Source organism: Hymenobacter montanus, from assembly GCF_014699115.1.
GTDB classification, from domain to species: Bacteria; Bacteroidota; Bacteroidia; order Cytophagales; family Hymenobacteraceae; genus Hymenobacter; species Hymenobacter montanus.
Map to the genome: position 1 here is coordinate 128,430 of NZ_JACXAD010000001.1, position 19,674 is coordinate 148,103.

The window sequence follows — 19,674 nt, forward strand, 5'->3', positions numbered from 1 at the left end:
TACATCTTTAACATCACCACCGGCACCTTGCCCAATGGAATAACGATTTACTACGACACCTGAATCAATGTGGCGAAAGGAGAGTTTGTTATCAGCTACCGCACCAAATACCAGGACAACTTCGGTCTTTTTAACCCCGACAGCAAGCCCGGCCTAATGCCTAATCTACAGCCCCGCTTCCGAAACACCCACGGCTTCTGCGCCGACTTTATTGGTCCCAGCGGAGCGAATCAATTCATTGAAACGAAAGATCGACGAAGCCAAAGCCCTGCTCCGGGTGGAATGGAGCTGATGCTGATGCCTTGCCCGAACCCGTTCGCCTTGTACCTCCCGAAGTTGGTCTGTCATGAAAGCCAGTGCCGAAAAGTCGTCCACCACCACCTCGACGCCCGCCGCCCGGACGCCGAGCCCGCCCTTCTTTGCCAAGGCCGGTGGTGGTGCGGGCCGTTTCTTCGAGCCAGCGTCGGCCGCCCCGCCCATTCAGACAAAGCTGACGGTCAACCAGCCCGGCGATAAGTTCGAGCAGGAGGCCGACCGCATGGCCGACAAGATCATGCGCATGCCCGCCCCCGCGGCCTCGAACGAGAGACTCCAGCGGCGGCCTGACGACAAGCTGCAGAAAAAAGAGGACGACAAACTGCAGCGTGAAGCAGGTACCGGCACCCCCGCCGTGGGGGCCGGCACGCAGGCGGCTATCCGGCAAAAAACCACGGGCGGGCACCCCTTATCGGCCGACGTGCGCCGTTACATGGAGCCGCGCTTCGGGGCCGATTTCAGCCAGGTGCGCATCCATCACGACGCGGAAGCGGCCAGCCTGAGCAACCAGCTGAGCGCACGCGCCTTCACCTACCAGAACCACGTCTTCTTCGCCCGCAACCAGTACCAGCCCGCCACCAATGAGGGCAAGCAGCTGCTGGCCCACGAGCTGACCCACACCATTCAACAAGGCCACGCCATTCAGCGCAGCCCGCAGGTGAGCACCACGGCCACTCCACCGCCCATCCAGCGCTTGGGTGTGCAAGATGCCCTGGACTATTTCGCCGAGCAAGCCTACCACATTCCCGGCTTCCGCTTGCTGACTATCGTCTTGGGCTTCAACCCCATCAACCGGCGCTCGACCGACCGGAACGCGGCCAACCTGCTGCGGGCCTTGATTGAGGTAATGCCCGGCGGCCACCTCATCACCCAGGCCCTCGATAACCACGGCGTGTTTAGCCGGGCGGGGGCCTGGGTGGAAGCACAGCTTGCCACCCTCGGCGATATTGGCCGCGACATTGTAGCCGGATTCCGGCAGTTTATGGATTCCCTGGGTTGGCGGGAAATCCTCAACCTGGGCGGGGTGTGGAACCGGGCCCGAAATATCTTTCTGCCCCCCATTGCCCGGCTCATGTCCTTCGGGCTAAGCGCCGTCAGCGGGTTGCTCGGACTGGTGAAAGCTGCCATTATGCGCCCCCTGGCGGCCCTGGCGCAGGGCACCCGTGGTTACGACCTGCTCAAAGCCCTGCTAGGGCAAGACCCGATTACGAGCGAGCCCGTACCCCGCAGCCCCGATACGCTGCTGGGCGGCTTTATGAGACTAATCGGACAGGAGGAAGTCTGGGAGAACCTCAAAAGAGGCCACGCCGTGGCCCGGGCCTGGGCTTGGTTCCAAGGCGCCCTGGCGGGTTTGCTCGCCTTTGCCCGGTCCATTCCCCAACGGATTGTCAATACCCTTACTTCCCTCACTTTAGCGGAGGTGGTTACGGTGGCGGGGGCCTTTACCCGGGTGGGAAGCAGTTTCGCCAACATTGCCACTGAATTCTTCAGTTGGGCGGTTAACCAGGTCATTAGCCTGTTGGAAATCCTGTTCTCGGTGGTAGCACCGGGCGCGATGCCATTTGTCCGTCGGGCGGGGGCAGCTTTCCAGCAGATCCTGCGGAACCCGGTAGGCTTCGTGGGCAACCTGGTGCGGGCGGGCGTGCAGGGGTTCCGCCGGTTCTCCGGTAACATCCTCACGCACCTGCGGGCCGGCTTGGTGGGTTGGCTCACGGGTGCCTTAGCGGGCCTAACCCTACCGGCCCAGTGGAATTTCCGGGGTATTCTCTCGCTGGTGCTACAGGTGCTGGGCCTGACCTGGCAGAACGTCCGCGGCCGGCTAGTGCGGGTGCTGGGCGAACGCACGGTAGCAGTACTGGAAACGACCTTTAGCCTGGTGATGACCCTGGTGCGCGAAGGACCCGCCGCCGCATGGCGCGAGTTAATGCAGCACCTGGGCAACCTGCGGGAAATGTTGTTCGGGCAAATCCGGTCGTGGGTGCAGACGACCATCGTGACGCAGGCCGTGACGCGCATCGCTTCTATGCTCAACCCGGCAGGTGCCGTCATTCAAGCCATTATTGCCATCTACAACACCATCATGTTCTTCGTGGAGCGGATGCGGCAGATTGGGGCCGTAGCGGAGTCGGTGGTGAATTCCATGAGTGCCATTGCGGCGGGTTCCATTGGCCCGGCGGCCAACGCGGTGGAGCAGACCATGGCCCGCCTGGTGCCGGTAGTCATCAGTTTATTTGCCCGCCTGATCGGCCTGGGGGGCATTTCGGAGCAAGTGCAAGGTGTCATACGGCGCATCCAGCAGCCCGTTAATAACGCCATAGACCGGGTGGTCGATTGGATTGTGGCGCAGGCGAGGCGGTTGGTCCGCGGGGTGGTGCAGGCAGGTGTGCCGCAAGACCCGAATGAGCGGCTGCGACTTGGCATGCAGGCGGCTTTGGGAGCAGTGAATCGCTTTGGCGGGAGACGGGTAGGGGCAGCCGTACTCGCTCCGCTACTAGGGACGATAAAGGTAAGATATGGGTTCACAACTTTGGAGCCATTTGAACAGAGAGGAAGATGGTGGGTACGCGGGAGAATTAACCCCAGCTCGGAAAGCGTCAGTGATGCTGAACCTGAATCTGCTGCCTCTTCAGAAGACATAATGCAGCGAGTTAAACAGGAGATTCAGGCTGGCCCCGAAGAGGTAAATTCCAGCTCAGTAGCTGGCTTGTTTGACAATTTGATGGCAACTTATGGACAACGCGGTCTCCGTTCGCTTGAACTACGAGTACAATCAGAACAAATTGCTACGATTGTGGGATCAGCAAGCCCAGAGACAATTCTAGCATATGTGGTTGCAAACCAACTTCCTCTTCCTGATTATGGAGCTGTTACTGCTGTTATAGCCATTGATGATACAGTCCGGGGGAATTTTCGGAATAGAGATGGAAGACATGCTGAAGAAGGCATTATAGCTTTAGCAACCCAGCTAATTAATCAGCAAACTGCCTTTGGCATTATCCCAAAAAAAGTTGAGATATTAGTCAGCCAAAGTCCTTGTCTACAGATTTGCACTCCTCAACTTATTGAGCTTAGAAGGAACTATCTGCAAACCAGGTTTGCACTCTATTATAATACGCTGTACCAAGGAACAGAGGGGCTGCAAACAGAAAACTCATTGGCCGCGATCCGAAGACTCCGAAATGGAGGATGGAATGTAAGAATTTGGAACGGAGGGCGCATTACAACTGGTATTCGTAAGAGTAAATAGTTTTGGTCCTAAACTTTTTGAAGCCGTTCATTACTATGAAAATTTTCGTAAAATAGCTCCGTTACTCTTTTGGGTTGCTTGCCGGAAGTGATATTCAAAGCACTTGTGATCCGATGAATAGTAAACAGTCATGATCGTGCCCATCTCTGATTGATTCAAATTCGCATAATGGGTACGAATAAGTTTTGGCGTGTTGTTCGCTACTTTATTCTTGGGCATTTATGTCTTTTGCATCTTCTCCTTATTAGTCCGTAATTCACGTTACCAATAAATAGTAAGGCCTGAGACGAAAGAGCAACGAAGCCGTCCAAGCGGGAATAGTTACCAGAACCTACGATGCGGGCACCACTTGTTTGCCTAATCCTTTTCCGAGCTCAACGCCATGACCAACGCCGCCAATCTCTCCGCCGCCCTAGCCTACCTCCAATCCGTCATCGCCGCGCGGCTGTCGGTGCACGCCGGACGGGAGCCGGAAATAGCCGTAAACGACACGGCCTATTACCAGGACGATTCGCCTTTCGCCCGCTTTCTGCAACGGCACCAACCCTCCTTCGAGGAATACATTCTGCTGATGCTGGCCCTGGCTCCCCACGTTCACCCGGATTTCTTCACCGAGCTTATCACCAAGCACCTGCCCGAAGGCGGCGACCTCCCCGAGTTTGGCGGCGTGAAAGGAATCCACCACCGGGGCATTCTGCCCACCGGCGAAACGGCCCAGTTCGTGCTAGCCGGCAACGACCTGGAAAAGCGGCTCGAGGTGCAGCAGCTTTTGGGCAGCGAGCACTGGTTCGCGCAAAAGCACCTGCTCTGGCTCGAACCCGTGCGCGAAGGCGAGCCCCGCCTGAGCGCCCGCCTAATCCTCGACCCCGAAGTGGTCGAGCAGCTCACCACTGGCACTGTCGGCAAGCCCCGCTTCAGCACCGACTTTCCGGCCGAGCATATCGAGACGGACATGGAATGGGCCGACCTGGTACTGCACCCCGGCACCCTGCACCACATTCACGAAATTGAGCACTGGATTGCACACAGCAACACGCTGCGGATGGACTGGGGCATGAAGAAGCGGATAAAAGCCGGCTATCGGGCGTTGTTCTACGGCCCGCCCGGCACGGGCAAAACCCTCACGGCCACCCTACTGGGCAAGCACACCGGCAAGGAGGTCTTCCGCATCGACCTTTCCCGGGTGGTGTCTAAATACATCGGCGAAACCGAGAAAAACCTGTCGCGGCTCTTCGACAAGGCCGAAAACAAGAACTGGATCCTGTTTTTCGACGAGGCCGACGCTTTGTTTGGGAAGCGAACCGGCATCCGCGACGCCCACGACAAGTACGCCAACCAGGAAGTAGCCTACCTGTTGCAGCGCATCGAGGGCTACAACGGGGTCGTTATTCTGGCGTCGAACCAACGCGCCAACATCGACGAAGCCTTCACCCGACGCTTTCAGTCCATCATCCACTTCCCCCTGCCCCGGCCCGAGGAGCGGCGCGAAATCTGGCAGAAAGCCTTTCCCCCGCAGCTTACCATTGCCGATGACGTAGACTGGCAGCAAGTGGCCGCCCGCTACGAGCTCACCGGGGCGGGCATTCTGAACGTGGCGCACTACTGCGCCATCGAGCTGCTGGCCGACGACTCCCGAGAGTTGACGCTGCAACGAGTGGAGAGCGGCATTCACCGAGAGTTTATCAAGGAAGGTAAATAGGCTGGCTCAGCCGCCTAGAATCGATAGCTGGATCGGGGTTGGTTAGTTGGTGACTGCCACCGCGGCTCACCGCCAAGGTGCGGCCCGAGTCAACTCAACTGCTTTTTCTGAAAAGAAAGCTGATGATGCGGGGCACGCCTGCCAAGTTATCATCATCGAACCACTCCCGTAGCTCCAGGCATTCAAAGTCATGGCTTTTGGCCAAGGCCACGTATTCGGATACGTGATGCGTAAAACATTCGAGCTCGACTATTCCGTGGCCGTTGTCGAACCGGGCCTTGCTGCCCTGGTACTGTTTGAAGGGGTGGAGCTCGCCAATGTAGAACAAGCCCGCGGGCTGCAGCGTGCGGCTTGCCTGCTGAAAGACGAAGCTCAGATTCGAGACGTGCTCCAGCACCAGGCTACAGGTGATGAGGTCGGCGGGGCGGTTTACGAAGCGCCACTCCTGGGTAATATCGGCCCGCTGGAAGCTGATGTTGCGGCTGGTGGCCTTGGCTTGCGCCTGGGCCAGCATCTCGGCCGAGAAATCTACTGCCGTTAGATGCGTGGCTTTGGTGGCCAGCCACTCGGTGTTTTTGCCCGTTCCGCAGCCGATTTCAATTGCTTCGGGGCAGGCAATATTTGCCAGCATTTCTCGAATGGCCGTGGCTTCCACGTCGCGCGTTTGGTTGAGGACGGCGTCGTAGGTTTCGGCCCAGGTGTTGTAGGCGGCTTGGATGTTCATGGCCAGGCAAAGGAGAACCCGCCGGCCAACTCGCCAGCGCTGGGGCAATTTAAGGCTGGCCGCGACTTCATAGTGCATTTAAGCCTGCGAATAAACCATAACCACACCAAGACTCCCCGCGTTAGGATTACCTTATCCTAACCTTTCTACACTCATGGCAAACCATCCCAAAGCCGCCCTCATCACGGGCGCGACCAGTGGCATTGGCCGCGAACTGGCTAATTGCTTCGCGCAAGACCACTACAACCTCGTTATCGTGGCCCGCGACGAACAGGCGCTACACCAGACCGCGGCCGAGCTGCGCCAGGATTATGGCGTCCAGGTGCTGCCGCTGGTCAAAGACCTGTTTCGGCCGGATGCGCCGTTCGAAGTTTATGACGAAGTCCGGGACCGTGGCATTCGCATTGATGCGCTGGTGAACAACGCCGGGCAGGGCCAGTACGGCAAGTTCACCACCACTGATATCCACCGCGAGCTCGACATTATCCAGCTTAACATCGCGACCTACGTAGTTTTCAGCAAGCTCTTTCTGCAGGACATGGTGGCTCGCAACGACGGCATGATTCTGCAGGTATCCAGCATCGGGGGTGAGCTGCCGGGCCCGCTGCAAGCGGTGTACCACGGCACCAAGGCCTTTGTTACCTCCTTCACCGCCGCCATTCGGGAGGAAGTTAAGGACACCAACGTTAAAATCACGGCCCTGGAGCCGGGTGTGACGGATACTGACTTCTTCCGCAAAGCCGATATGGAACGGTCGAAGCTGGTGGCCAGCGGCACGAAAGCGGACCCCGCTAAAGTAGCTCGCGACGGCTACGCTGCCCTGCTCGCGGGCAAAGACAAAGTTATTTCCGGCTTCATGAACAAGGTGCAGGTGGGGCTCAGCAACGTGATACCCGACCGGTTGGTAGCCGCCGGCCTGCACAAGATGGGTGAGCCCGTGGATGGTGACGAAAGCGCCCATCAGGAGCAGGAAACTTATTTGAGGCGGTAAATCAACGCCCCGCAAGAAAAGCCCCACCCCCACGGCTGGGAAATAGGCGCTACACCTGGATACAACCGACGGTCATGCGGAGCGGAGCAACTCGTTCGCCTCCTGACACCTCACTTGCCCCCTCCGGAGTCGTACCCGGTAGGGCGGGCTCCAGTTCGCTAGAGCCGCGAAGCCAACAGAGAGGGCAGCCTGACACAGTGGACGAATTGCTCCGCTCCGCATGACCGTCTTTTAACCCGGTGACTGGGTTCCCTTCACACATTCCTAATTCCTAGTGAGTCCTGGTGAAGCGGGAACCGGGCATTGCTCCGAAGTCGAATCGGCCGGCTGCGACGCTGAGCGTTACTTGAGTATGTCCGCCAGTTGCAAGCTCGAAACCTCGGCTCTGCGTCGAAAGCGAGAAAAATGATAAGTAGATCTAGTAAGGGGCCCCTAGCCTGACTTTTCTTACCCTTGGTAACTCCGGCCGCCTACAACAGTTTCTGAACCCAGGGCAGCGGCAGCCACTTCATGGCGCGGGCAATCAGGCCCCAGGGCCAACCCGGCACGAAGGCCCGCACGGGCTCGCGCTCAATGGCCCTGACGAGGGCCCGGCAACCGGTTGCGGTGTCGACCATGTAGGGTGTGCTCTTCACCTTGGCGTTGATTTCGGAGCGGATGTAGCCGGGGTACATGATACTGACTTTGATGGGTGAGTTCAGCAGATCAGCCCGGATACCTTCCGTGAGAGCCGAGAGGCCGGCCTTGGTAGCGGCGTAAGTGGTTTGGGCGCGCGGCATGCCGCGCATGGCCGCTACCGACGAAACCGTGACCAAGTGGCCCGCGTTCTGCGCACGGAAAACCTCGAGTGCCGCCTCGCACTGCGCCAGCGCGGCGACGAAATTGGTTTGGGCCGTCTGCACGTTGGCGTAGAAGTAGCCGGTACCCAGGGAGGCCCCCTTGCCCATGCCGGCATTCACGATGATGCGGTCGATGGTGCCCAGGTCAGCTTTGAAAGCGCGAAATACCTCGAACACCTGGTCGTGATTATTAACATCCAGGGCCCGCACGAATACCTTGATGCTCGGGTAGGCCGCTACCAACTCCTGCCGGAGTGCCTCGAGGCGGTCGGTGCGGCGAGCGCAGAGGGCGAGATTGCGGCCCATTTTGGCGTATTCCCGGGCCATGCCTTCGCCCAAGCCCGAGCTGGCACCAGTGATGAGAACGTTTTGGCGGGTAGTCATGGTAATGGTAGTAGAATAGATACGGGGCCGTTGCAGCAGGGGCATCACGGACCCCCTGCTGCAACGGCCCCCTCTCAGGTGGAAGGGAAACCAGTTAAGAAAGGCGCTGCTACAACCGCTGAACGGCTGTAGCGCGCCCTGTTAAGTGCAGCGTAATATCTGGCATAAATAAATACAGAGCTCTATTAATCAATACCCTAGCTTAAAACAAGCCTAGCCTATACAGAAGGTGCAACCATTGCGCTACTTGAACGGTCATCCGAACGTGGCAGCATAGGCTGATTCGCCACTTTGGATACTTGTTTTTGTGCCGCTCTTTCTCTGTAATGATCGATGAAAAAAAATAGATGGGTTCCCATGATGGGGTTGCTGGCTCTATTCAATGCCTGTAAGTCTAAGGATGTTGCCCCGGCCATTGCCATATCCGGTGATTTTACCTTTGAATCAGGTTTGGAGGGCTGGCAAGCTGGTTTTGCCGATTATCCAGAGGCATCCAGAGAGCAGTATGAACTGCAAGCTACTCATAGCTTAGTGCCGGCCAACCTCAGTCCCAGGACCTATTCCTTTCGCATTAGTGGCACCAATCACAGTGACGACTTATTTATGTTCTTGAAAAAGCAATTCTCCGGATTGCAACCCAATCAAACCTACCAGTTGACTTTTGATCTGATCTTAGCCTCACAATATCCACAGCACTCGATTGGTGTCGGGGGGAGCCCCGGTGGAAGCGTTTATTTGAAAGCGGGAGCGAGCCAAGTGGAACCCAATCCAGTACTAAATGGACAGGGCTTCTGGTTGATGAATATTGACAAGAGTAACCAATCTCAACCCGGGCGAGACATGCAGATGCTGGGAACGGTCGGTATTGAAGCCAATGACTTCGTCTATGAACGCATTACCCGGACTAATCGAGCCAATCCTATGCGGGTAACCGCCGATGGAGCTGGCAAGCTATGGCTAATTGTAGGCACCGACTCCGGCTTTGAAGCCAACACCACCTTGTATTATGATGAAATCAAGGTCCATTTCCAGCCGGTGGAGTAAATGGTGATGACAGGTACGGCCAAAAGGTCACATCTTAACCAAGCACAGGCGCAAAGTAAGCCCGGTTTGGGCTGAGGGTGAAGTTCACGAGTAACGCAAGGTCGCGGGCTACCTTTAGCTCCGGGTCGGTCAACAATCGGGCACAAACCAGGGCTGCCAAAACGGCACCTACGCCGTCACGCCGCTGTCAATAACGATCTGGGTACCGTTGGTGTAGCTCGAGTCGTCCGAAGCCAGGTGGATGAATGCCTTGGCTACTTCCTCCGCCCGGCCGAGGCGTTTCATGGGGCTGCTGGCAACCAACAGCTGGCGCTGGTTGGGGTTGATGTGCTTAAGCAGCGGCGTGTCGATGTAGTACGGGCAGAGGGCGTTTACCCGAACGTTGTGGCGGGCAAACTCCAGGGCAGCTGTTTTGGTGAGGCCCAGCACGCCGTGCTTGGCGGCCGCGTACCCGCACAGGCCTGGGGCACCCCGCAGCCCGGCCAGCGACGACATGTTCACGATTACCCCCCCACCCTGCCGCACGAACTGGGCCAGCTCGTACTTCATGCAAGTGAACACACCAATCAGGTTGACGTTGATGACGCGCTGAAACGATGCTTCGCTAGTGTCCAGAAAGCTAACACTGGCCTCGCCGATGCCCGCGTTGTTTAGCGCCACATCAAGGCGACCAAACTTCTCGACGGTGGCGGCAATGGCCTGCTGCACGTTGGCTGTATCCGTGACGTCGAGCGGCATAAAAAAACCTTCGGCACCGGCCGCCTTGAGCTGGTCGAGCGTGGCTTGGTAATCGGAATCCGGCAGGTCGGCAATTACAACTTGGCCGCCTTCCTCGGCCGCGGCCAGGGCGGCGGCCCGGCCCAGGCCCGAGGCCCCGCCGGTGATGAAGACGACTTTGTTATCCAGTTTTTTCATGGCAGAGATTATGGTAGATAGTGTTCGTGGATTGGGCCTCGCATCATGTATTCTCTCTGGCAGTGAGAAAGTCAACGGCAAGCAGTTGCAAACAGGAAGCACCAAGGCATAAAGGTGAGCGTCAGGCTAAGAGCACGTTGGAATTACCTAAACACGCGCTAAAGCCAGGCTTCCTGCATGGCCATCGTCACATTAGTTGCCGGTTTAGCCAGTGGGACAACCCGGACAATTTCACCGGCCATTCTATTCTGGTAGAGAGATTAAAGGAAGAAGGGAAGTCGTAAAAGTACCCTCTCCGTCACAGCCGCCCAAATGACCTAGCGGCTTTCCTTAGTCGGAAGCCTCACCCCCAGCCCCCTCTCCGGGGAGAGGGGGAGCCTGACGAGAAAGGATAGCGCAATTGCAATACTGCCGTAGGAATTCCTACTTGCTCTAGCGGCCGCTCAATGGTAGGCCAGTTGGGGTAAGGTTTTGTGCAACAGCTTATCCTAATCTCTAGCGTCCGCTCAGCGGTATGCTTGCCTGGTGGTGTCACTAACGGCAGGTCAACCGAGCTAATGGGCAGGCAGGCTTTGGGGCGCCACTATTTGCTGTCCAGCAGCGCCCGTCATATTTATTTCTGGGATTAGGTGGTGTCTGCCAGGCCAGAGGTTACTTCTATTTCTAATTAAAAAAGCCCGGCCACTCGGCCAGGCTTTTTTACAGTTTAAAAGTATTGACGCGGACTATTCGCCGGCCGACTTTGTCAGCAGCTCCACTACTTCGGCCGAGATGCCGGTGGTACTGAAGCCGCCGTCGTGCATCAGGTTTTGCATGGTTACGTAGCGGGTCAGGTCGGAGAACATGGCGATGCAGTAGTCCGCACAGGCTTCGGCGGGGGCGTTGCCCAGGGGTGACATCATATCGGCGAAGTTGAAAAAGGCATCAAAGCCGGTGATGCCGGTGCCGGCCGTGGTTTTGGTGGGCGACTGCGAGATGGTGTTTACGCGAACTTTCTTCAGCTTGCCCAGGCGCTGGCCGTAGCTGCGGGCAATGCTTTCGAGCATGGCTTTGGCCTGGGTCATGTCGGTATAATCGAGGAAGGCGCGTTGGGAGGCAATGTACGATAAGGCCACAATGCTGCCCCACTCGTTGAGCGCGTCCTGCTTCTCAGCCACGGCCATCATCTTGTGAAACGACAGGGCCGACACGTCGATGGTTTGCTGGAAAAACTTGTAATCAAGCTCTCCGTAGTGCTTTTTCTTGCGGATGTTGGCGCTCATACCGATGCTGTGTAACACGAAATCGAGCTTGCCCCCGAGTTGCTCCTGCGCCCCCGAAAACAAGGCCTCCAACTCTTCGGTCGACGTAGCATCGGCCGGGATAATCGGGGCGTTGCACTCCTCGCTCAGCTTGTTGATTTCGCCCATCCGCATGGCCAGCGGCGCGTTGGTGAGCACAAAGCGGGCTCCCTCAGCGTGAGCTTTCTGGGCTACTTTCCAGGCGATGGATTGGTCGTTAAGCGCGCCGGAGATGATGCCGACTTTGCCAGCGAGAAGGTTGTTAGGCATGATGGTTTGGGGAAGTAAGTAGTGAATGAACGCGGGGTATCGCGAGGGGGGCCCAACGGAATGCGACACACGAAGCTCAGCGTGGCTAATCCTGCCCCCAGCGCGCCCCCTGACGAGGCGACAAACCCAACAGTGGATTTGCGCCGGCAAGTTAGCGGGCTCAACTGAATTGACTGGTCACGTTATGAGAGCAGTTTCGGAGCCGGTATACCTGACGCGGCCGTGAGGTCATGTGCGAAGCCCCATCTGCGGGGAACCAAGCGCTATCTACACTGACCGAAAACGGCTCTAAGCTGCTTGCTCAGAACGGAAGGATTGACGCCCTTGGCGCGGCTTCCTCGCAGACGAACAACACGCGGTCCATCCTAATAAAACGCGCTACGCGGTCACCTCACCGCGGAGCGCCAGCAATTCGCGCGCGCTCTGAAAGGCGTTTTTGCTGGGCTTGGCCCCCGCAATCATGTGGGCAATCTCCTTGATGCGGTCGTCCTGGTTCAACTCGCGGATGCGGCTCACCGTGCGGTCGGCGCGGTCTTCCTTGTACACGAAGTAGTGGACGTCGCCGGCCGCCGCCATTTGCGGCAGGTGCGAAATAGCCACCAGCTGGTGCTTCTGCGCCATCTGCTGCATCATCCGGCCCACTTTCACGGCAATCTCGCCGGAAATACCGGTGTCGATTTCGTCGAAGACGATGGTGGGCAGGGCCGTTTTATCGGCCAGCATGTACTTGATACACAACATCAGGCGCGAGAACTCACCACCCGAGGCAGCTTTGCTCAGCGTCTGGGGCTGGGCGCCTTTGTTGGCGGTAAAGAGGATGCTCACCACATCGATGCCGCTGGTGGCGGGCGCCCCCGTGCTGTGCTGCACGACGATGCGGGCGTGCGGCATGCCCAGGTCGGCCAGCAATAAGCCCAGCTGCTTCTCAAAGGTGGGGAACGACTTACGACGGCTCTCCGAGAGCTTAGTGGCCTGCTTGGTCACGACCGCCAGCGCCGCATCCGAGTCCTTGCGCAGGCGAGCAATTTCCTTGTCCAGATTTAACACGGAGCTTACTTTCCGGCGCAGCTCGTCGCGAATTGCCAGCAGCGCGGGCAGGTTCCGGGCCTGGTGCTTGCGCTGCAGGGTATAGAGCACGTTGAGGCGGTCTTGCAGCTCCTCGGCGCGGGCCGGGTCGCCTTCGGTACGGCGCTCGGCGGTTTCTACCTCGTCGGCAATGTCGTGCAGCTCAATCAGGCAGCTGTCGAGGCGCTGGCGCAGTTCCTGGAAGTTGTCGGCGTAATTGGCCACCTGGCCCAGCAGCATCATGGCTTCTTTCAGGTTGCCCGTGGCGCAGGTTTCGCTGTCGCGCAGCCCGTGCAGGGCCTGGCTGAGCTTGTACTTGATTTCCTCAGCGTGCTCCAGCTGCTTCACTTCCTGCTCCAGGGCGTCCTGGTCTTCGGTATCGAGGCGGGCCTCTTCGAGCTCGTTCAGCAGGAAGCTGTTGTAGTCCAGCTCCTTGCTGGCTTGCGCCGCTTGGGCTTCCAGGGCTTGTAAGTCGGCCTCCAGCTTGCGGTACTGCCGGAAAGCATTGCTGTACTGAGTACGCTGCGGCACCAGCCCGGCAAACAAGTCCAGCAGGTTGAGCTGAAACACGGCATCGCCCAGCAGCAAGGTATCGTGCTGCGAGTGAATATCCATGAGGTTGGCGCCGATTTTACGCAGGGCATCCAGCGTAACGGGTGTGTCGTTCACAAAGGCCCGCGACTTGCCGTTGGGGCTGATTTCGCGCCGCAGAATGCAGTCCGTGTCGTAATCCAAATCCTCGGCCTCAAAGATGTCCTGCAACTGGTAGTTGGCCAGGTCGAAATGGCCCTCAATTACGCATTTACGCGCGGTATCGAAGAGCATCCGCGAGTCGGCCCGGTTGCCGAGCAGCAGGCCAATTGCTCCCAGCATAATGGATTTGCCAGCCCCGGTTTCGCCGGTAATAATGTTCAGAAGCGGCGACGGGCGTAGCTCCAGCTGCTCAATGAGCGCGTAGTTATTAATCCGTAAATCGACTAGCATAATTCAATTAAAAACTAAAAATGAAGAATTAAAAAGACCGTGTTGCATGTATCAGTCCAACGCTTGGTCATTTTTAATTTTTATTCTTCACTTTTAATTTATTTCAAAACGGTCTGGTATTTCGCCGTATTCGTCGGGTCTACTTCCGTGAGCAAGGCCACGAGCTGCTGCTTTTGTTGCGCGTCCTGGCTGGTGCGGAAGATGTTGGCAATTTCGTCGGACTTCGCATCGAAGAAGGCGCGGGCAAACAACGTGCTGGGCCGGGTAAGGGCCGCTTTCTGGATGCCCGTCAGGGCGGCCATCACCGATGCCCGGGCCTCGTCGGGCTTCTCAATGAACAGGTCCAGGCCCTGGCGGTAGTAGCTGTACAGGCCCGTGCGGAACGCTTCCAGCTGCGGGTCGGTAATGTTGTCGAGCAGAAAGTGGCGCTCGCGGGAGCCGGTGCCGCGCCAGCCCTCGTCGACCTCATTGGTCAGGGTTTGGTTGGCCGAGTAGCTGACGATGTTGCGGGCCGTCTCGTAGTACGGCGTGCCCCCAAGCCGGGAGAAAGTATCGCGGTCGATGCCAATCACCAGGTAGGCGTAGTACCCCAGCAACGACGAGAGGTTGGATACGAAGCTGTTGGGCGAGAAATCCAGGGGGGCTTGCGGTGAATAGTTAAAATTGAAGCTCCGGTCGTTGATGCTGATGACGTTAGTATCGTAGCCGGTGCCGTACACCGGGCGTGTTGAAATCAGCCGCATGGTAGAGTTGTAGGTGCCGCTCTGCGGAATAGCCGTAATCCCTATGAATACTTTCAGCCGGATGCGTTCCTCGGGCCGGTAAGTCTGGGTGGTCCAGGAACGGGTGTTGAGGAAGTTGCGGATGTCATTCTGCATCTGCGTGACGATGGTTGGGTCGGTGATGGTGACGTTTTGGGTGGTCACCTGCACTTCGGCCAGCAGCTCCTGGGCATGGGCGGAGCCAGCCGCGAAGAGCAGCCCGAAAAGGGAAAGGGTCGCGAGGATTTTTCGCATCATGGGGATGGGGTCAGACGGGCCAGAATCAGGCTTACCAGTCCGCGGGCCACGTCGGCTTTGGACTGCAACTCAAAATTAACGATTTGGCCCGCGGCATCCAGCACGGTCACCTTGTTGGTGTCGTGGCCGAAACCGGCGCCCGCGTCGCGCAACGAATTCAAGACGATGAGGTCGAAATGTTTACGGTGCAGCTTATCCTGGGCGTGAGCCAGCTCGTTCTCTGTCTCCAACGCAAAACCGACGGCAAATTGTTCAGGCCGCTTGCTTTGGCCGAGGGTGGCGGCAATATCCACGTTCTTTACCAGCTCCAGGACGAGGGTTTCGCCCGACTTTTTTATTTTTTCCGGGGCCACCCGCGCCGGCCGGTAGTCGGCCACGGCGGCCGCGAAAACCCACACGTCGGCCGTCGCCGCCACGGCCGCTGCTGCCGCGAACATCTCCGCCGCCGTTTCCACCCGTACGGTACGAATGCGGGGGCTGGCCGGCTCCGGCAACTGACTCGGCCCACTCACCAGCGTTACCTCCGCGCCCCCGACGGCAAAAGCCTCGGCCAGCGCATAGCCCATCTTACCAGTCGAGCGGTTGCCCAGGAAGCGGACGGGATCAAGCGGCTCGTAAGTGGGGCCAGCAGTCAGGAGAACGCGCACTGTTTTCAATTAAAAATTACGAATTAAAAATTAGAAATGAGCAGGACATTTTGAAGTTAACGCTTAATAGTTCGGCTGTTACCTGTAATTTTCTTAAAAAGAAGGCTGCCTTTTCTAAAGTTAATTTTTAATTCCTAATTTTTAATTTTTAATTCAAAATACCGTTCCAATTCGGCTACAATGGCTTCCGGCTCCAGCATCCGGCCGGGGCCGCTGAGCCCGCTGGCCAGCTCGCCGCTGGGCGAGTCGAGCACGTGGTTGCCGAATGAGCGCAGCCGCGCCAGGTTCTGCGTCACGGCGGGATGGGCGAACATGTCCACATCCATGGCGGGCGCCAGCAACACGGGGCAGCGGGCCGACAGGTAAACCGCACACAGCAAGTTGGGACACAGGCCATTGGCTAGTTGCCCGATGGTGTTGGCGCTGGCCGGCGCGATTATCAATGCATCGGCCCACAAGCCCAGCTCCACGTGGTTATGCCATTCGCCGGCCGCCGCATCACGCAAAAAGCCCGTCAGGACGGGCTTTTTAGAGAGGGTGCCCAGCGTGAGGGGCGTAACAAAAGCAGCGGCGGCCTCCGTGAGGATGACCTGCACCTCGGCGCCGGCCTTGACGAGTAGGCGCGTGAGCATCGCCGCTTTGTAGGCGGCGATGCTGGCGCTCACGCCCAGCAAAATGCGGCGGCCAGATAGGTTGGTGCTTGGTGCTTGGTGCTTGGTGCCTGGCTCAGTCATACTACGTGCAAACTTCGCTAAAACCAGGCACCAAGCACCAACAACTACGCACCAAAAAAATTAGAACAGCTCGCGGGGCACCGGAATCTCCTCCGGCTCGGGCGTGCTGTAGTAGATTTTGCCCTGCAGAAACTCTTCGATGGCGAGGCTGGTGGGCTTGGGCATGCGCTCGTACTGCTTGGAAACCTCGATTTGCTCGCGGTTCTCAAATACTTCCTCCAGGTTGTCGACCGTAGAAGCAAACTCGGCCAGGCGGTCGTTCAACTCTTCCTTGAGCTTTACCGACAGCTGGTTGGCGCGCTTGGAAATCACGGCAATGGCCTCGTACACGTTGCCGTTTTCGCCGGTGATATCGGCGACGTTGCGCGTGATGATGGAGCTTGACGCGGCGTTGGGGTTAAGTTTCATGGATATGGGGGATTTAGTTGTCGGTTGCTAGTTGCTAGTTATCAGTTGTTAGCTGCGGAGTAAACGGCCAGTTTTATAGCCAATAACCAGCCGCTAACAACTAGTGACTAACAACTAACAATTAAAATTAATTAGCGGCCGCGGTCGGTGTGGCCTTCAGCTTGGCAATCTGGGCCTGGCTGACGTCGTACATATCCTGCGCGGCTTTCAGGTTCTTGCTTTGGGGATAGGCGTCGATAAACTGCTGGTAGAAACTCACGGCTTCCTGAAACCGTTCGCGCTGCTTGGATTCTATGCTTTCCTGGGCCCAGGCGTACTGGGCCGTCAGGCGCAGAAAGGCGGCTTGCTCGGCGTAAGCCGAGGCCGGGAACTGCTGCTGAAAGTTAGTCAGGGCCACCACGGCGGCTTGGTTGTAGCGCAGCTGGTAGTACAATCTGGCGCTTTCAAAGGCTTTGTTCTCCAGCTTCTTCTGGAGCTCTTGCGCCATGTTCTCGGTTTCCGCCTTGAACTTGCTTTGCGGGTAGCGGTTCAGAAAGTCCTGGATAGATTCGAGCGCCGATATCGTGTTGGTCTGGTCCAGCTCGAAGCTGGGTGAGTCCATAAACAACGATTTGGCGTGCAAAAACGAGGCTTCCTCGGCGTATTGCGAGTTGGGGTAGGTGCTGGCGAAGGTCTTGAAGTGGAAGGCGCTCAGCACGTAGTTGCGTTGCTTGTAGTTGGTATTGGCGAAGTAGAACTGAGCTTTTTCAGCTTCGGGTCGCCCTTTAAGCAGCGGAATCAGGTCTTCGAGCAGGGTACCGGCCCGGAAGAAGTCGCCTTTGTCGTAGTATTTGATGGCGGCTTCGTACTTTTTATTAACGTCGGTGCTTTTCAGCAAGCGTTGGTAACCACTGGCGCAGGAGCCCAGGAGGAGCGTACTAACGAGCAGAAACAGAACCGTGAGGCGGGAAATCGGCATAAGGGGGGCAAAGGTAACGATTTGAGGCGGCGAAGACAAACGCAGTGCCAACACTGGCCGGCACGCCGGCAACAAGAGCACCGACTGACAGCTAAAGGTTGCAGCTAGCGCCGCCCCGTCGGCATAGCGGCTGGCGGCACAACGGGTAGCCCGGCGGTGGGGGCCGGCGCCGGCTTGGGTGGGGTTGGCCGGGTGGGCGGTTTCTGGGGTGATGGTTTTGGCTTGCCCGGGCGCCGGGCGGCCGGCCGGGCCTTTTTTCGGGGAGTTTTCCGCTTTGGGGGGCGGTCGTCGAACTGCTTGCCCAACACCTGGCGGCGCGTGGGTCGTTCCGTCGCGCGCCAGCGGAAGCCTTTCAGACGCTCGTCGTCGGGCTTGAGCTCATGGGGCGGGATAAACCTGGCGTCGGGGTTGGTGAGCACCGTTATCTTGTTGAGCTTGCTCTCGACGAAAAGCAGCCGCATGTTGGCCGACAGCACCCGGTTCATGCCCGTGGTGGCGGTGTCGTGGTCCAGGGCGTAGAAGATGCTCTCGGCGTTGCCCAGCACATCCACCCGCCGCAGCTTGTTGTCGCGGAAGTAGGCCATCATGTTGCGGCCCTTGGTTTGGTTGAAGTTCAGCAGGGTATCCTGGCTGACGGCAAAAGCGTTGGCGTAGAGGCGCACTTCGTCGACTTTGCCGCGTTTCGAGCGAATCTGAATGGAGTCGGCGGTGAGCTGGTTTTTAGCCTGCCACAGCACCGGGTCGCGGTTGAGGTAAATGATGCTGTCCTGCCGGTCGTAAGTCAATGAATCGCAGACTCCCTGCAGGTTGCCCCGGAAAATCTGCACTTTGGGGTAGGCGTACAGCACCGTGCGGGTGGTGGTCTGCCCGGGCCGGGCCTCGACGCTTACCAGGGTGTCGGCCGCCATGTAGAGCGTGTCTTTCTGCGAGATGTTGCGCACCACCGGCCGGCCCCCATACAGCTTGGTTCGGCCCAGCCCGCGCCAGTACCGCCCGATATCGCCCCGCAAAGTCAGGTTGTCCTTTTTAGATATCAGGCTCACGTGCCCGTTGGCTACGCCGTAAAGCTTGACCTCGTCGTACACCAGCCGGTCGCCGCCCAGCAAGTAATTGGGAGTGTCGATTTTAGCGTTTTTCTGGAAGTTAGAAACCCGCGTATTGGTATTGTACGTGCCGACTTCGGCATACAGGTTTCCCTGCTTGCCCTTAATGCGGGTGGGGCCGTTGAAATAGGCAATCTTGCTGATGGTGTTGTAGCGCAGCGTGTCGTTATTGAGCTCCGAGTCGGGCGTAACCAGGTGCACGTTGCCCTTGAAAAGGAAAACCTTGGAATTAGTATCGTAGAAGCCCTGCTGGCTGTCGAGGGTATTTTTCGGGTCGGTGAGGTGGCCGGTTTCGGTGTAGAAGGCCGTTTTGCGGTTGAGGTCGTAGTCCAGGCTGGGGCTGGTGAGGGTCATGCGCGGGTCGCGCATGACCACGTTGCCGGTCATGCGGGCCGTACGCTGGTTGCCGTCGTAAAACCCGTGGTTGCCGGTGATGGTGATGGTATCGTTCTGCAGCACGCGCACGTTGCTGAAGGCTTCCACCTGGTTGCGGTCGAGGTACTGGTAGGCCGAATCGCAGTACAAGAACGTGTCCTCCTGCTGAAAGCTGACGTTGCCGAGCAGCTTGCGAATTTTTACGCCGTTGAAATCCCCCCCTACCAACTGGCCGGCGGTCAGCAGCTTAACGGGGGTACCTTTCACCTTGGGCGGCGTCGCAGCAGTGGGGCGCGGGCCGGTCGGCGTAAGCTGGGCCGGGGCCGGTTGGCCCGCAGCGGACGAAGCCGGGCGCTGGGCCTGCCCCAGCAGCGGCAGCAGAAATAACAGAAGACAAAAGACGCGGAAGAGCTGCATTCGGTGGTCAAAGGTACGGACGGGCGGGGCTAACGCGCATCTTTGCAGCCTAGTGCCATGCGGCCGGCCCATTCGCTGCCCCCAGCTGGGAAACTGGCTATTGCGGGCCCGATGGGTTGGGGCGTTACGCTCGAACGAAGTGCCCGTCATGCTGCGCAAAATGAAACTGCAGTAGCTTTTTCTTGTCTTTATTTCCAGGCATGGGTCAGCCGCATCTTCGCCCCCTGCTTTTAACCTTAATACTTCATGAATACTT

At 58.0% G+C, this 19,674-nt stretch carries 15 protein-coding genes; 4 read left to right on the plus strand and 11 right to left on the minus strand.

Annotated features, from left to right (window positions below; genetic code table 11):
- The first annotated feature begins 346 nt into the window (after nucleotides 1-346).
- Nucleotides 347-3,562 carry an eCIS core domain-containing protein gene (locus tag IC235_RS00460; RefSeq protein WP_191003187.1) on the plus strand — a complete coding sequence of 1,072 codons (3,216 nt, stop codon included), beginning with the start codon at nucleotides 347-349 and terminating at the stop codon, nucleotides 3,560-3,562.
- Between the two features lie 382 nt (nucleotides 3,563-3,944).
- Nucleotides 3,945-5,261, plus strand: coding sequence for an ATP-binding protein (locus IC235_RS00465; RefSeq protein ID WP_191003188.1), 1,317 nt, complete (start codon nucleotides 3,945-3,947; stop codon nucleotides 5,259-5,261).
- 94 nt (nucleotides 5,262-5,355) lie between these two features.
- On the opposite strand, the gene IC235_RS00470 is transcribed toward IC235_RS00465, so the two are convergent.
- Nucleotides 5,356-5,985, minus strand: a complete 630-nt coding sequence (locus tag IC235_RS00470) for a class I SAM-dependent DNA methyltransferase (RefSeq protein WP_191003189.1) — start codon at nucleotides 5,983-5,985, stop codon at nucleotides 5,356-5,358.
- Nucleotides 5,986-6,139: 154 nt separating this feature from the next.
- Here IC235_RS00470 and IC235_RS00475 point away from each other — a divergent pair, with 154 nt between their 5' ends.
- Nucleotides 6,140-6,976: an SDR family NAD(P)-dependent oxidoreductase gene (locus IC235_RS00475; protein WP_191003190.1), complete on the plus strand. Its 837-nt coding sequence runs from the start codon at nucleotides 6,140-6,142 to the stop codon at nucleotides 6,974-6,976.
- Nucleotides 6,977-7,446: 470 nt separating this feature from the next.
- Here the strand turns inward: IC235_RS00475 and IC235_RS00480 are convergent, their stop codons facing one another.
- Complete coding sequence (locus IC235_RS00480) at nucleotides 7,447-8,199, minus strand: SDR family oxidoreductase (protein ID WP_191003191.1); 753 nt, start codon at nucleotides 8,197-8,199, stop codon at nucleotides 7,447-7,449.
- A 333-nt stretch (nucleotides 8,200-8,532) separates the two neighbouring features.
- On the opposite strand from IC235_RS00480, the gene IC235_RS00485 reads away from it, so the two are divergent.
- A complete protein-coding gene (locus tag IC235_RS00485) occupies nucleotides 8,533-9,243 on the plus strand; it encodes a hypothetical protein (RefSeq protein WP_191003192.1) in 711 nt (236 codons plus the stop codon).
- A 168-nt stretch (nucleotides 9,244-9,411) separates the two neighbouring features.
- On the opposite strand, the gene IC235_RS00490 is transcribed toward IC235_RS00485, so the two are convergent.
- The 9 genes from IC235_RS00490 to IC235_RS00530 form a co-directional block, all read right to left on the minus strand.
- Complete coding sequence (locus IC235_RS00490; protein WP_191003193.1) at nucleotides 9,412-10,158, minus strand: SDR family NAD(P)-dependent oxidoreductase; 747 nt, start codon at nucleotides 10,156-10,158, stop codon at nucleotides 9,412-9,414.
- Between the two features lie 725 nt (nucleotides 10,159-10,883).
- On the minus strand, nucleotides 10,884-11,708 hold the full coding sequence (locus tag IC235_RS00495) for an enoyl-ACP reductase FabI (RefSeq protein WP_191003194.1): 825 nt from the start codon (nucleotides 11,706-11,708) through the stop codon (nucleotides 10,884-10,886).
- 378 nt (nucleotides 11,709-12,086) lie between these two features.
- A complete protein-coding gene (recN, locus tag IC235_RS00500) occupies nucleotides 12,087-13,757 on the minus strand; it encodes a DNA repair protein RecN (RefSeq protein ID WP_191003195.1) in 1,671 nt (556 codons plus the stop codon).
- A gap of 98 nt (nucleotides 13,758-13,855) precedes the next feature.
- Nucleotides 13,856-14,776, minus strand: a complete 921-nt coding sequence (gene porD / locus IC235_RS00505; protein ID WP_191003196.1) for a type IX secretion system protein PorD — start codon at nucleotides 14,774-14,776, stop codon at nucleotides 13,856-13,858.
- Nucleotides 14,773-15,423: a phosphopantothenoylcysteine decarboxylase domain-containing protein gene (locus tag IC235_RS00510; RefSeq protein ID WP_191003197.1), complete on the minus strand. Its 651-nt coding sequence runs from the start codon at nucleotides 15,421-15,423 to the stop codon at nucleotides 14,773-14,775. Before IC235_RS00510 ends, porD begins: the two co-directional genes overlap by 4 nt.
- A 134-nt stretch (nucleotides 15,424-15,557) precedes the next feature.
- Complete coding sequence (locus IC235_RS00515; protein ID WP_191003198.1) at nucleotides 15,558-16,157, minus strand: flavoprotein; 600 nt, start codon at nucleotides 16,155-16,157, stop codon at nucleotides 15,558-15,560.
- A 60-nt stretch (nucleotides 16,158-16,217) separates the two neighbouring features.
- Nucleotides 16,218-16,565, minus strand: a complete 348-nt coding sequence (locus tag IC235_RS00520; protein ID WP_191003199.1) for a DNA-directed RNA polymerase subunit omega — start codon at nucleotides 16,563-16,565, stop codon at nucleotides 16,218-16,220.
- Between the two features lie 127 nt (nucleotides 16,566-16,692).
- On the minus strand, nucleotides 16,693-17,523 hold the full coding sequence (locus IC235_RS00525; RefSeq protein ID WP_191003200.1) for an outer membrane protein assembly factor BamD: 831 nt from the start codon (nucleotides 17,521-17,523) through the stop codon (nucleotides 16,693-16,695).
- A 104-nt stretch (nucleotides 17,524-17,627) separates the two neighbouring features.
- A complete protein-coding gene (locus IC235_RS00530) occupies nucleotides 17,628-19,418 on the minus strand; it encodes an OstA-like protein (protein ID WP_191003201.1) in 1,791 nt (596 codons plus the stop codon).
- Nucleotides 19,419-19,674 lie beyond the last annotated feature (256 nt).